14 protein-coding genes are annotated in these 12,283 nt (G+C 62.6%); 7 read left to right on the top strand and 7 right to left on the bottom strand.

All coding sequences use genetic code 11. From position 1 onward, the window contains the following. The first annotated feature begins 21 nt into the window (after window positions 1–21). Window positions 22–519, top strand: a complete 498-nt coding sequence (locus IGW03_RS02810; protein ID WP_194720970.1) for a hypothetical protein — start codon at window positions 22–24, stop codon at window positions 517–519. A 258-nt stretch (window positions 520–777) separates the two neighbouring features. Here the strand turns inward: IGW03_RS02810 and IGW03_RS02805 are convergent, their stop codons facing one another. The 4 genes from IGW03_RS02805 to IGW03_RS02790 form a co-directional block, all read right to left on the bottom strand. Beyond that, entirely contained in the window at window positions 778–1,077 is a 300-nt protein-coding gene (locus tag IGW03_RS02805) for a PRC-barrel domain-containing protein (protein ID WP_194720969.1), read from the bottom strand. A 79-nt stretch (window positions 1,078–1,156) separates the two neighbouring features. Then, the gene (locus tag IGW03_RS02800) at window positions 1,157–1,996 is read right to left on the bottom strand and encodes a hypothetical protein (RefSeq protein WP_194720968.1); all 840 of its coding nucleotides are present in this window, start codon (window positions 1,994–1,996) and stop codon (window positions 1,157–1,159) included. A 276-nt stretch (window positions 1,997–2,272) separates the two neighbouring features. Continuing rightward, window positions 2,273–3,052 (bottom strand): mechanosensitive ion channel family protein, encoded by a 780-nt coding sequence (locus IGW03_RS02795; RefSeq protein WP_323744917.1) that lies wholly within the window; start codon window positions 3,050–3,052, stop codon window positions 2,273–2,275. A 364-nt stretch (window positions 3,053–3,416) separates the two neighbouring features. Continuing rightward, on the bottom strand, window positions 3,417–3,935 hold the full coding sequence (locus IGW03_RS02790) for a glycine zipper 2TM domain-containing protein (RefSeq protein ID WP_194720967.1): 519 nt from the start codon (window positions 3,933–3,935) through the stop codon (window positions 3,417–3,419). A 374-nt stretch (window positions 3,936–4,309) separates the two neighbouring features. Between IGW03_RS02790 and IGW03_RS02785 the strand changes: the two genes are divergently transcribed. The 6 genes from IGW03_RS02785 to IGW03_RS02760 all read left to right on the top strand — a co-directional run bounded on the left by IGW03_RS02785 (window position 4,310) and on the right by IGW03_RS02760 (window position 10,257). Next, complete coding sequence (locus tag IGW03_RS02785) at window positions 4,310–5,599, top strand: glycosyltransferase family 4 protein (RefSeq protein ID WP_194720966.1); 1,290 nt, start codon at window positions 4,310–4,312, stop codon at window positions 5,597–5,599. A gap of 135 nt (window positions 5,600–5,734) precedes the next feature. Continuing rightward, window positions 5,735–6,499 (top strand): SDR family oxidoreductase, encoded by a 765-nt coding sequence (locus IGW03_RS02780; RefSeq protein WP_194720965.1) that lies wholly within the window; start codon window positions 5,735–5,737, stop codon window positions 6,497–6,499. A gap of 97 nt (window positions 6,500–6,596) precedes the next feature. Further along, window positions 6,597–7,208: a D-glycero-alpha-D-manno-heptose-1,7-bisphosphate 7-phosphatase gene (locus IGW03_RS02775; RefSeq protein ID WP_194720964.1), complete on the top strand. Its 612-nt coding sequence runs from the start codon at window positions 6,597–6,599 to the stop codon at window positions 7,206–7,208. Between the two features lie 170 nt (window positions 7,209–7,378). Further along, window positions 7,379–8,491, top strand: a complete 1,113-nt coding sequence (waaF, locus tag IGW03_RS02770; protein WP_194720963.1) for a lipopolysaccharide heptosyltransferase II — start codon at window positions 7,379–7,381, stop codon at window positions 8,489–8,491. A 309-nt stretch (window positions 8,492–8,800) separates the two neighbouring features. Then, entirely contained in the window at window positions 8,801–9,409 is a 609-nt protein-coding gene (locus IGW03_RS02765; protein WP_194720962.1) for a hemerythrin domain-containing protein, read from the top strand. Between the two features lie 200 nt (window positions 9,410–9,609). Further along, on the top strand, window positions 9,610–10,257 hold the full coding sequence (locus IGW03_RS02760; protein WP_194720961.1) for a Ku protein: 648 nt from the start codon (window positions 9,610–9,612) through the stop codon (window positions 10,255–10,257). Window positions 10,258–10,548: 291 nt separating this feature from the next. Here IGW03_RS02760 and IGW03_RS02755 read toward each other — a convergent pair whose 3' ends face one another. From IGW03_RS02755 to IGW03_RS02745, 3 genes are all read right to left on the bottom strand, one after another. Next, complete coding sequence (locus IGW03_RS02755; RefSeq protein ID WP_194720960.1) at window positions 10,549–11,049, bottom strand: DUF421 domain-containing protein; 501 nt, start codon at window positions 11,047–11,049, stop codon at window positions 10,549–10,551. Between the two features lie 162 nt (window positions 11,050–11,211). Next, window positions 11,212–11,649: a PRC-barrel domain-containing protein gene (locus IGW03_RS02750; protein WP_194720959.1), complete on the bottom strand. Its 438-nt coding sequence runs from the start codon at window positions 11,647–11,649 to the stop codon at window positions 11,212–11,214. Between the two features lie 13 nt (window positions 11,650–11,662). Continuing rightward, window positions 11,663–12,262, bottom strand: a complete 600-nt coding sequence (locus IGW03_RS02745) for a PRC-barrel domain-containing protein (protein ID WP_194720958.1) — start codon at window positions 12,260–12,262, stop codon at window positions 11,663–11,665. Window positions 12,263–12,283: the final 21 nt, after the last annotated feature.

Raw genomic sequence — 12,283 nt, 5'->3', positions numbered from 1 at the left:
ACGCTCTCCCGAAAGGACAACATGACAGCCAACGCAAGCTATTTCATCGATCGCGCCGCCGCGGAAAAGGCGGTGACGCTGAGCCTGCCGATGATCACCGAAGCCATGAAGCAGAAGGAAGTGGGCGAAAGCGGCTTCCTCTATATCGTGGTGATGGACCCGCTGCGCACGCCGGCCAATTCCTCGTTCGAAGAAGCGGTGCTGTATGAGCATGCGGTGGGCGACCGCGAGAAATGGGATGCCGACTATGCGGGGTTTGCGCGCGCCAAGGCAATGGTCGCATGGCGCACCGGCATGGATGGCCACCTGGTGCAGGAGCTGCGCCCCCACCTGCTGGCGGAAAAGGATACGGTGCTGTGGGGCAGCGTGGTGGTCGACGGCATCGTGGTCGGCGTCAGCGGCGCCAATGCCTGGTACGACGAAGCCTTTGCCGGTACGGTGGCGATGTGCCTGCGCGCGCTGGCCAAGGCGGGGATTGCGGAGGCGCGGGGGAAGGGGTTGTTTCTGGGGGTGAAGTAAGGGCGAGAACAACCGCCCACATTTTCTCCCTCCCCTTCAAGGGCGCCCGGCGTAGGGGGAGGGTTGGGGTGGGGATGGGTTTCAACTGCATCATTTAAACCCATCCCCCACCCAGCCTCCCGCCTCGCCGGCCGCCCTTGAAAGGGGAGGAGTATTCTTTAGCCCTGCAGCCGACGCAGGCGCATCTCTCGCATTGCGAACCCTTTGCTACACCCGCCTCTCCAGCCGCCCCCGAAAAGCAAGCCATTCAACCCCGGCTCACCCCAGCGTATAAAACACCAGCTTGGACTGCGCCGCATCGAAATACAGCGCATGCCACGGCAGCGCCACGATCGCGCTGCCTCGCTTGCGGGCCAGCACCACATAACGCAGCTGGTGGGTGACGACATCGATCATCAAACGGTCCACGATGCCGACGCGCTGGCCGCTGGCCGTGACGACCGGACAGCCGTGCAGCAGATCGGCGGTACTCGATTCATGCGCAGCGAGCGGCACGAAGCGTGCCGGCCCGCTGCGGGGCCTGGGATTTCTGGGACGTCTTCCTACAGTAATTTGCATGATGGCTCCTGCTTCATGACTGCTTTCCTGAATCGCCGTACAGCGCAAATGAAGGCTGCGCGGCATCAATCTGTTTGCTTCATTTCTCTCCCCGGCGCTGCAGCGCCCGCCCGTCGTTCCAGCTGTCGCGGCGCGAGCCGGCCGCACCCAGCGCGCCGCCGGCGATGCCGATGGCCAGTGCCAGCGCAACGGCGAGAAACACGACCCAGGCGGCAGTGCCTGCATTCTGCAATGCGTTCTCCGCCCTCGCCTTGCCCTGCGGCGATGCGGCGCCGGACGAACCCGAGAGGATCAGCGCCTGGTCGACGATGGTTTCCGCGCGCATCTGCTCGACGCCGAGCGTGCTGATCACCAGCTGCACGGCCTGGTCGCGCTGCCCGGTTTTCAGGAATTGCTGCAGCTGGCGCATCGCCTGCGGATCGATGCGCCCGCCCTGCGCGCGCATCAGCGACGACAGCGGCGATTCGCCTGCGGCCACGCTGGCCTGCGCCAGCTGGCTCATGTTGTTGAAGACGCCGCTCACCAGCGCGCCGCCGACCGAGGTGGCAAGCACCGCGAACATGATGGTCGTCACTGCCCAGGAGACGGCACCATGCAGCACGCCGTCGGCCCGGCGCTTGAGTCCGGACATGCGGGCCGCGACATAACCGCCGAAGAAGGCGGCGACCAGCATGCTGAAGCCGGTCCAGAGCAGCGGACCCATGCTGAGGCTTTCCGCCTCGCTGGGCTGGATCGACGAAAATCCGACTGCGATGCCGAGCAGGGTCAAGGCCAGCTGGATGGAAATGCCGACCGCGACGCCCGCGAACACTGCACCCCAGCGTATCGCGGGCAAGACCGGACGCCGGACGGTGTACTCACCGACCTCCACTCGATGGACGGCCTCGCCGCGCGCGGCAGGGTTGTCATTGATTGCCATGTTCTTATTTCCTTATGGACTGATGAAACAGGAATCGCTCCGCCGTACATGCCCCCCGCACATCCCGTTTCACATCTCGTGCAAACGCAACATCCATGCCAAAATCCCGGCGGCACGATGAAGGCGACGACGAGGACGATAGCGTGCGGCCTGCGCGCGAAAACGCACCAACAGGCTGGTCAAAGCGCTTCAGCAAGCGAAGTAAGCTTTTCCAAATCCGGTAAAGACTCCATGCCGACGGCAACGCTGCATCCGGAGCGCGGTTCGGAAAGGCGCCTAGACCGCTGACGGAATTTCCTCCACGCTATCGATCGCGGCTTTCATGCGCCGCAGAAATTCGCGCCGTATGCGCCACTGCTTGGCGGGCTGCACCTTGATGCGGCAGCGAACCGCGATCGCGGCATCCTCCACCTTCTCCACGCCGGCGATATCGATATCGTCGAGAATCATCGGCCCCAGCACGGGATCGGCGCGCATGGCAGCGCCGACGCGATGCATCAGGGTGAATACGCGTTCAAGGTCATCCTGCCGCTTGACGTTCATGTCGATGACCGCATAGGCAAAGCCGCGGCTGCGGTTCGTGACTACGGTGATCATGCTGTTGGGAATGAAATGCACCGCACCGTCATAGTCGCGCATGCGGATGTGGCGCAGCGTAACGCGCTCGACCAGCCCGCTCTTGCCCGCAGCCTCGATCACATCGCCTTCGCTGACCTGGTTTTCGATCAGCAGGAACAGGCCGGTGAAGAAATCCTTGACCAGGCTTTGCGCGCCGAAGCCCACGGCAATGCCGGCCACGCCGGCGGTGGCGAGAATGGGCGTGACCGAGATGCCGATCAGCCCCAGCGTCAGCATGATGGTCACGCCGATGATGACGATGGTCGCCGTATAGCGGAACACGTTCATCAGCGTTTCCACGCGGCGCGCATCGTCCGGACCGGCATGGGCGAGGAGGCGGGAGTTGAGCAGGTTGAGCACGCGCCGGATCAGGCGCAGCGCCAGCCACGCGAGAATCCAGACCAGCAGCATGTTGAACCAGGGGCGTACTACGTCCACCCACTGTCTCATGACATCGGGTTCTATTGTCATTGAGTATCGGCTAGTTCGTGTTTGGGGGAAATGCAGTGCATGTGCCGGCGTGGCGGCGCATGGGGTGATGTTCACACGGTTTGAGGGTGCGGGGGATGATGTGTTTCAAGGGAGGTGTGCGTGGGGAATTTTTGCTGTGTCGGTGTCCCGAACTCTGGCTCCCTCCCCTTCAAGGGGAGGGATGGGGTGGGGATGGGGTTCAATTACGAAATTTAAACCCATCCCCATCCCACCCTTCCCCTTGAAAGGGAAGGAGCATTTTTAAACTTCATGAAGAACGCTCCTTACCACCAAAACTATTGAAGTTCATTGAAATGCCGCGAAACGGCTCTCAACGGAACCTCTCCACAATCACGCCATTTTCCAACCGCACCCGCTCGCCGACCTGCACGCCGGGCTGCACGTCCTGCACCAGAGTCTGCACGGAACCGTTGTCCATGCGCACCGCAACGCGATAGGAGTCGCCGGTGCCGCCTCCGCTGGAATTGCGGGTCAGTGCGCGTCCGGCAAGCGCGCCGCCGGCAGCGCCGGCCACGGTCGCAGCGGTACGGCCGCTGCCGCTGCCGACCTGGTTGCCCAGCACGCCGCCGACCACCGCGCCGGCGACCGTGCCCACGCCAGGGCTGACGCCGCCCGAGGCTGCCTGGCCCGGCACCACGTCAATCGCCTGGACGACGCCATAGCCTGTCGTGCTGCTGGTCGTGGTCGTGACCGGAATCGAGCTGCTTGTCGTGGTAATCGGATAGGAGCTGTTCGATGCCGTGTTCGGGCTGCTGCCGCAGGCAGCAAGCATGATCGCTGCGAAACCGGCAGCCAGAGGTTTTGCAAGTTTGGTCTTGTTGTTCCACATGATTGATCTCCTTGTTGTGAGTGGCCGGCAAGCGCACGGCGTCGTTCCCGATGGAAAACACCTTACCTGCCCTGTTGGCCGATGGCGAAAAAATATGCAGTTCTTATGCCAGATCGCAAACCAAGATGCAGGTCGGGGAGAAAATCGGAAACGCTCTTCCTCCAACTCAGGTCTATTTCTTTACAAGTTTTCTACGCATTTTTTACACGCGCTCGCATTTTTTACCCGAGAAATTTTCCTCTCTCGCCTCATGCGCGGGAACGAAAAGTCCGCTCGGTCTTTAGATACGCGCGCAGGCAATGCAATGGTGAGCTGGGTACATCATTTGCTTTAAATGCAATGCATCAAATCAATAATTCCACACCATCAAGACTATGCGAAAAATTGCCCTCATCAGCGAGCACGCTTCTCCTTTGGCTCACCTCGGCGGCGTCGACAGCGGCGGACAGAATGTCTATGTCGGACAACTGGCCACCCAGCTTGCAAGGCTCGGCTACCTCGTCGACATCTTCACGCGCCGCGACAACGAGGCCCAGGAGCAGGTGGTCGACTGGCTGCCCGGCGTCCGCGTCATCAATGTGCCCGCAGGGCCTGACCACTACATTCCGAAGGAACAGATGCTGCCGTTCATGGAGCAGTTCGGCCGCTTCATGATCCGCTTCGCGCGTCGCGAAAAAGTGCCCTACGACCTGCTGCATGCGAATTTCTTCATGTCCGGCATGGTGGCGCAGCAGGTACGCAAGTCGCTCGGCATTCCTTTCGTGATGACCTTCCACGCGCTGGGCCGCGTGCGGCGCCTCAGCCAGAAGGAGGCCGATGCCTTTCCGGATGTACGCTTCTCGATCGAGGAGCGGCTCATGCATGAAGCCGACCGCATCATCGCCGAGTGCCCGCAGGACCAGCGCGACATGGAATTGCTGTACGGCGCGTCCGGAAGCCGCATCGATGTCGTGCCCTGCGGATTCGATCCGGAAGAATTCTGGCCGGTGACGCTGGATGCGCGCCGCCAGCTCGCGCTCGACCATGACGAGTTCGTCGTGCTGCAGCTCGGCCGCATGGTGCCGCGCAAGGGTGTCGACAACGTGATTCGGGCCACGGCCATCCTGCGTCATCAGTACCAGGTACCGGCGCGCCTGCTGGTGGTGGGCGGCAATGCGGAAAAGCCCGATCCGGCAGCCACGCCCGAGCTGGGTCGCCTGATGGCGCTCACGCGCGAGCTGGGCATCGAGCAATGCGTGACCTTCACCGGCCAGCGCCAGCGCGCCCAGCTGCGCTATTTCTACAGCGCCGCCAATGTCTTCGTCACCACGCCCTGGTACGAACCCTTCGGCATCACGCCGGTGGAAGCCATGGCCTGCGGCACGCCGGTGGTGGGCACCGCGGTCGGCGGCATCAAGACGACCGTGGTCGACGGCGAGACCGGCTATCTGGTCGAGCCGAACAATCCCGAGCAGCTGGCCGAGAAACTCGCCTGGCTGCATCGCCATCCTCACATCGCGCAGCGCATGGGCTGGGCCGGCATGCGCCGCGCGTATCAGCACTTCACTTGGCGCAATGTCGCCTCCAACGTCGCCGCCGTGTATGAAAGCGTGCTGGAACCGGCGGCGGACTTCACACTGCAGCCGCGCGTCGCGGCTGCAGGCGAGATCGGCCTGCGCGGCTGAAGCCGATCCTCATTCACCCAGGCAAGGAGAACGGGAGATATCCGCAGGCATCGCACTGCGATGCCGTTTGCATCAACAACCAACGAACCTGGACAGCGTAGTCTCGGCGGCAGGTTCAACTTGACGGAGTAGGAATTGAGCGACGTAAAAGTTTCCAGCTATGTAGCAGACCCGGCCGAAGCCCAGCAGCTTGCCGGCAAGATCGTACTCGTGACCGGCGGCGCCAGCGGCCTCGGCGCAGCGCTGTGCCATGTACTCGGGGCTTCGGGCGCCACCGTGGTGGTGGGCGACCTCAATCTCGACAAGGCGCAGACCGTGGCATCGCTGCTGGAGGAAGCCGGTGCCAAAACGCATGCGATCGGCTTCAACGTCGGCGATCCGGTGGCGGCCGAGCGCGCGATCGAGGATACGGTGAGCCGCTTCGGCCGTCTCGACGTGCTGATCAACAATGCCGGCACCGACGTGACGCTGCCCATCGAGGAACTGTCCTTCAACGACTGGGACCGCGTGATGCGCACCAACCTCTACGGTCCCTTCCTGCTGTCGAAATACGCGGCGCGCCACATGAAGGACGGCGGCCAGATCGTCAATATCGCATCCACCGCCGCCAAGCGCGCATGGCCGAACGCCTCCGCCTACCATGCGAGCAAGTGGGGCCTGCTCGGCCTGTCGCATGCGCTGCATGCGGAACTGCGTCCGCGCAAGATCAAGGTCACCGCGGTGCTGGCCGGCGGCATGCGCACGCCCTTCCTGCTTGACCGCTTCCCCGACATCGACATCAATACCCTGCAGGACCCGGTGAATGTCGCCAAGGCGGTCAAGGGCGTGCTGCTGCTGCCCGAGCAGACCGTGATACCGGAAGTCATGGTCCTGCCGATGCAGGAATCTTCCTGGCCGTAACACGGCGACATCACGGCGGCAGGGCATTCTGCCGCCGTGACGACCGCTTTCCCTGCATCACAATCCATGAGGCCGGCCGCGGCCGGCGCCGCATTCCATGACAACCAGCACAACCAGCAAGCGCGCCATATTTCTCGACAAGGACGGCACTCTCGTCGAAGACGTTCCCTATAACGTCAATCCCGAACTGATCGCACTCACCTGGCAAGCCGGACAGGCGCTGCAGATCCTGCAGGAGCTCGGCTTTGTTCTGATCGTCGTGACCAATCAGTCCGGCGTGGCCAGAGGCCTGTTCACCGAAGCGGCACTCGGCCCGGTTCACCAGCGCCTGTCCGACCTGCTGGCGCAGTACGGCGTCGTGCTCGACGGCTTTCATTACTGCCCGCATCATCCCGAAGGCGTGATCGGCCGCTACGCGGTGCCCTGCACTTGCCGCAAGCCCATGCCGGGCATGCTGCTGCGCGCGGCGAGCGAGCTGGAGATCGATCTGTCGCGCTCATGGATGATCGGCGACATCCTGCATGATGTCGAGGCTGGACGGCGCGCCGGATGCCAGACCGTGCTGATCGACAACGGCAACGAGACCGAATGGAAAGTGTCGCCGCTGCGTACGCCGCACTTCAGCGCCCCCGATCTCTACACCGCCGCCACCATGATCGCCGCCGTCGAAAAGGAAGGCATCGCCGGCGGTGAAGCGGCAAGCCAGTAGACAGTAGACAGTAGACAGCATGGATCCGGCCCGAGAATATGTTGAGCCGGACACCTTCACCCCGGCCCTCTCCCGGAGGTAGAGGGTGAGATCAGCGGCCGAAACTTGAACCATTTTTCGGGCCGAATCAATGGAACACCGCGCCTGCAGGCCAACCTGAACAGAACAGCATGAAACAATGGAACAACGTGCGGCGGATTCTCTGCATCCGCCTCGATTACATGGGCGATGTGCTGATGAGCACGCCGGCCATCCGGGCACTGAAGCAATCGCATCCCGGCAGCAGCATTACCCTGCTCACTTCGGCCAGCGGCGCGGCCGCCGCCCGGCATGTGCCGGAAATCGACGAAGTGATCGAATATGCGGCGCCGTGGATGAAAAGCAGCGCGGTCCACTCGCCCGCCGATGACATGAACATGATCGCGCGGCTGTCGCAAGGCGGCTACGACGCCGCCGTAATCTTCACCGTCTACAGCCAGAACCCCCTGCCCGCCGCGATGATGTGCTACCTCGCCGGCATACCGCTGCGCCTGGCGCACTGCCGGGAGAACCCCTACCAGATGCTCTCGCACTGGGTGCGCGATCCCGAGCCCGATGAAATCGTACGGCACGAGGTGCGGCGGCAGCTGGATCTCGTTGCGAGCGTCGGCGCCACGGCCGATGATGAACGCATGTCGTTCTCGGTCCCGCCGCAGGACATGGAAGCCGCGCGCAACCTGCTCGGCGCCATCGGCGTCGGCAGCGAGCGGCCGTGGATCGTCATGCATCCCGGCGCCACCGCGCAATCGCGGCGCTACCCGCCCGCGCACTGGAAGGCTGCGGCACAGCGGCTGGCGGAACGGCTCGACTGCCCGCTCCTCTTTACCGGCGGCCGTGATGAAGCCGGGCTGATCGACGACATCCGCGACGGCCTGCCGCAAGCCTTTTCGCTCGCAGGCAAGCTCAGCCTGGGAGAACTCGCCGGCGTGATATCCCTGGCCCCGTTGCTCATCTCCAACAACACCGGTCCGGCGCACCTCGCCGCGGCCGTCGGTACGCCGGTGGTGGACCTGTATGCGCTGACCAACCCCCAGCACACGCCCTGGCAGGTCGCGAACAGGGTGCTCTACCATGACGTTCCGTGCCGCAACTGCTACAAGAGCATCTGTCCGCAAGGGCATCATCATTGCCTGACCAAGGTCGATCCGGACCGGGTGGTCTCCGCGGCGCTCGAGCTGCTGCATGCAGTACCGCAGCGGCAAGATACCGAGCAGATACAGCCGCTGCAGCTTCTTCCTCTCTGATGCCGATCCGGGGACGTCTCGCGACACCGGATCCTTTCCTTTCGCAGTATTTTCCTTTTGGGGAACCTCGATTTCCTGTGCCTCGCATGCGCGTTGCCCAAAGAAAAATTCTTTCGGTCTATACAAGTTCCTTGCAGCCGGATGCGCAACGGCTTCGCTGTACCTTTTACCGCCGATTGCAAATTTGGAACTGCAAACTGCCTGCTCTTCCCTGCCGCAGCGCACCGCCTCACGCTGCCGCCGCGCCAGTCTGCGTTGGCATGGAGCTTGCGATACCGGCACCACGTAGCCAATCGATAGGAGATAGCCATGCCACGTAACGCAACATCCAAAAGCACTTCCAAGTCGTCGAAGTCCGCTCAGCATGCCGCGTCCGCATCCAAAAGCATGGACGCCATCAAGCTGCTGATCGCCGACCACCGCATGGTCAACGACCTGTTCGACGAATTCGAGAAGATGAAGGACAAGGGCGACGAGGATGACGAGGCCAAGCAGCTGCTGGTCGAAACAGCCTGCGCCGCATTGACCATCCATGCGCAGATCGAAGAGGAAATCTTCTATCCGGCCGCGCGCGATGCCATCGACGACATGGACCTGCTGGATGAAGCCGAAGTCGAACACGCGTCGGCCAAGCAGCTCATCAGCGAACTCTCCGCGATGCAGCCTGGCGATGACCTGTACGACGCGAAATTCACCGTCCTCGGCGAATATGTGAAGCATCACGTCCAGGAGGAGGAAAAGGAACTGTTCGCCAAGGTGAAGAAGTCCGATTTGGATCTGGACGAACTCGGCGAAGAGCTGATGCAGCGCAAGCTGGCCTTGCATGAAGAGCTCGGCGTTCCGCTTGAAGGCGAGGAAATGGAAGAGGAGGAATCCGGCAGCCGCAGCAAGTCAAGCTCGCGCAAGAACGTGCATTGATGCGCGCTGGTTCGTGCTGAATCTTTGCGCAGACAGCGACATTGGCAAGCCGGAGCGCATCTCCGGCACTTGCAACGACGTCAAGAGAGAACGATGAGGGACGCCCGGCCTGCCCGGTGCAGGCGGCGCGGTCCCGACAGGCAGGAAGAAGCGGGCAACCGCCCGGTTTTCGATGCCGACGACCACCAGGAAGGTATATTGTGATTCTGCCTGACACGGAACGACAAAGCGCCCACGCAAGACCGACCCATGCCGTCGATATTCTGGCATTCGTCGAGGCCCAGGAAATCCCGTTCGATTATTTTGAAAGACCGTATTACCTGCAGCCCGCTCCCGGCGGCGAGCGGGCCTATGCCCTGCTGCGCGAGACGCTGCAGCAAAGCGGCAAGATCGGCATTGCCTATGTCGTGATCCAGGCCCGCCAGCATCTGGCCGCGCTGGTGCCCGAAGGCCAGTCGCTGGTGCTCAACACGCTGCGCTGGAGCAGCGAGAGCGGTTCGCGTCCGCATTTCGGCGTGCCGGAAGAAGACCTGCTGGAAGCGCAGGAACTGGCCATGATGGCCGCACCCGTTTCCGACGGCATCGACGTCAGCGGCGGGCATGACGACCGCTATCTGCCCGACGACGTGATGGCGCTTGCGGACCAGTCGCCGCGCTTTCGCAATGCGCCGGAAATCATGGTCGAACAGCTCGATGACTGTTTCGACGATGCGGATGACGACATGGTCGATCTCTGCATGAGCCAGATCCTCAGGCGCAGCCTGCATCCGCGTGCAGCAGGATTCCGCCGCGACAGCGCGGCACACCGCCTTCAGGGATCGCGCCGCCGCAGCGCATGGCGGCGTTGAGGCATGTTGGAACGATGTGCAGTACTGCGCCTCGCAAAAAAATGCATGTCGATGATGGTGCAGCTCAATAACGGGAACGCAAAACGAGAACGCAAGGCCGCGACGCCTGTCGAACCGAATGAAGGAATGTGTTGGTGTGGTGATGTAGTGGGTTAGTGATGTAGTACCGAGGCGAAGCTGTGTGATGTTCGGCTTTCAGGGCAATGAAAATTGCCCTGTTTTTTTTGAGTCTGGCCGGTGCCCCTGCCGGCGCGTCTTCCTGCACGAGGATTCTTCTTCCCGATCCTGTCTCTACTTGCGATGCTTGATCACGCTGATCTGGCCGTCGGATTCAATGTACATGCGCTTGACCTCGTCGAGCGACTCAATCCCCGCCTGCCTGAGCTTGCTCCAGATCTCGTCCTCGCTGATGAATTCGCGGCGCATGTTCCGCCTGAGGAGACGCCCGTTCTCCACGAGTTCAAGCGGCTTCGGCTCGGCCATGCGGCGAAAGCCGGGAAACCGGTAACTGGCCCAGTCCAGCAGCACGTTCCAGAAGATGAGCGTGGCCACCAGCACCATGCCGTCGCTGACGCTGGTGTATTCGCCGGCCAGCGCATTCTGGGATGCATCCGCCACGATCACCAGGATCAGCACATCGGCGATGCCTACCGAGCCGACATCGCGCCGGATGATGAAGCGGAAAATCAGGAACAGGAACCAGTACATCACCGACCCGCGCACGATCAGTTCGGCGGGCGGCATGCTGAATGCAAACAGTTCTTTCCAGTCGACGGAAAGCAGGCTTTCCATGAAGGCTCCTTGAGGTTGAGGCTGTGACGTGAATGTGGCTATGGATGCCGAGGCGGCGACGCTCGGACTGCCTGACGGGCATGCATCCGAACACGCTTGAGTGTTTCCCGCGGCCCTGTGCGGACCGCTGCGTGTATGCGAAATGATGTGCCGGGGTGTCGCTCAAATGCCCTTTTGAAACTTCACCTGGCTGTCGGCGCCGCGATAATAATCATGGATTTCTGCGGACCAGGTCGGATCGGCCATCGAGGGCCAGTGCGCCTTGTCGAAGCCGGGCGCCCTGCGCAGCCTCTCTTCATCGACATCGAGCACCAGGCAGCGGCGCTCGGCGTCGAGCGTGAACGCCTCCCAGGGAATGGCGAACAGCTTGTCGCCGATGCCCATGATGCCGCCATGGGCGAGGACCGCATAGGCGATACGGCCAGTTGGCACGTCGAGCATGATGGCTTCGATCTCGCCGAGCCGCTCGCCGCGCGGATTGAGAACCTTTTCGCCCTGCAGGGATTCCGCCGCGATCACCTGCGGTCCCGGGCCTGTGAAATTCGGCTTGTCGCCGATGATGCGCACCCGGCGCGCAATGGAAGAATTGGGAGGCGTCATGCGGCGGCTTTCCTCAGCGGCCGCTGCTTTGCATGTCGCTTCGCGGACCGGTCCCCGGACCGCTGGATGCCGCACCGCTTCCCGGAGCGGGCACGCCCGATGTGAGCTTGTTGCTGCTGAGCGGGCCGCGCCCCACCATGCGGTTCCAGTAGCGGTCGATATCGCCGCTCCATTTCGGGTCCGCCATGTTGGGCCACTTTGCCATGTCGAAGCTGGGTGCCTGGTTGATGGTTTCGCGGTCCGCATGAAGAATGTAATGCCGGCCGTCATCGCCGACTTCCAGCGCCTGCCACGGGATCGCATGCAGCTTGCGGCCCACGCCGAGAACGCCGCCGAAGCTGACCACCGCATAGGCAATCTCGCCGCGTTCGCGGTCGAGCACCAGGTCCTTGATATTGCCGATCTTCTTTTCCTTCGCATCGCGCAGCGTGGTGCCGATGATCTTGGTGCTGCGGTAGAGATTGGCCTGCTGGGGCGAAGGCTTGGCGGAGCGGGTCGCAGGCGCGGGATTGGAAGCGGTATTGGACGGCGCCGGGGATTCGCGCCTTTGCTCCTGTGCATGAGCGGCGGGCAGCAGCAGGGCCAGCAGCAGCGCGGCGGGGATGGGCTTCATGATCGGTTCTCCGGGAGTCGA

This window comes from Noviherbaspirillum malthae (assembly GCF_015352985.1).
GTDB classification, from domain to species: domain Bacteria; phylum Pseudomonadota; class Gammaproteobacteria; order Burkholderiales; family Burkholderiaceae_D; genus Noviherbaspirillum; species Noviherbaspirillum malthae.
Note: the sequence above shows the minus strand (reverse complement) of the source record. Positions and strands in the feature narration are given on the sequence as shown.

Coding starts and splice junctions, on each gene's coding strand:
- IGW03_RS02810 (WP_194720970.1), top strand. CDS start 22: ATGACAGCCAACGCAAGCTATTTCATCGATCGCGCCGCCGCGGAAAAG.
- IGW03_RS02805 (WP_194720969.1), bottom strand. CDS start 1,077: ATGCAAATTACTGTAGGAAGACGTCCCAGAAATCCCAGGCCCCGCAGC.
- IGW03_RS02800 (WP_194720968.1), bottom strand. CDS start 1,996: ATGGCAATCAATGACAACCCTGCCGCGCGCGGCGAGGCCGTCCATCGA.
- IGW03_RS02790 (WP_194720967.1), bottom strand. CDS start 3,935: ATGTGGAACAACAAGACCAAACTTGCAAAACCTCTGGCTGCCGGTTTC.
- IGW03_RS02785 (WP_194720966.1), top strand. CDS start 4,310: ATGCGAAAAATTGCCCTCATCAGCGAGCACGCTTCTCCTTTGGCTCAC.
- IGW03_RS02775 (WP_194720964.1), top strand. CDS start 6,597: ATGACAACCAGCACAACCAGCAAGCGCGCCATATTTCTCGACAAGGAC.
- waaF (WP_194720963.1), top strand. CDS start 7,379: ATGAAACAATGGAACAACGTGCGGCGGATTCTCTGCATCCGCCTCGAT.
- IGW03_RS02765 (WP_194720962.1), top strand. CDS start 8,801: ATGCCACGTAACGCAACATCCAAAAGCACTTCCAAGTCGTCGAAGTCC.
- IGW03_RS02755 (WP_194720960.1), bottom strand. CDS start 11,049: ATGGAAAGCCTGCTTTCCGTCGACTGGAAAGAACTGTTTGCATTCAGC.
- IGW03_RS02750 (WP_194720959.1), bottom strand. CDS start 11,649: ATGACGCCTCCCAATTCTTCCATTGCGCGCCGGGTGCGCATCATCGGC.
- IGW03_RS02745 (WP_194720958.1), bottom strand. CDS start 12,262: ATGAAGCCCATCCCCGCCGCGCTGCTGCTGGCCCTGCTGCTGCCCGCC.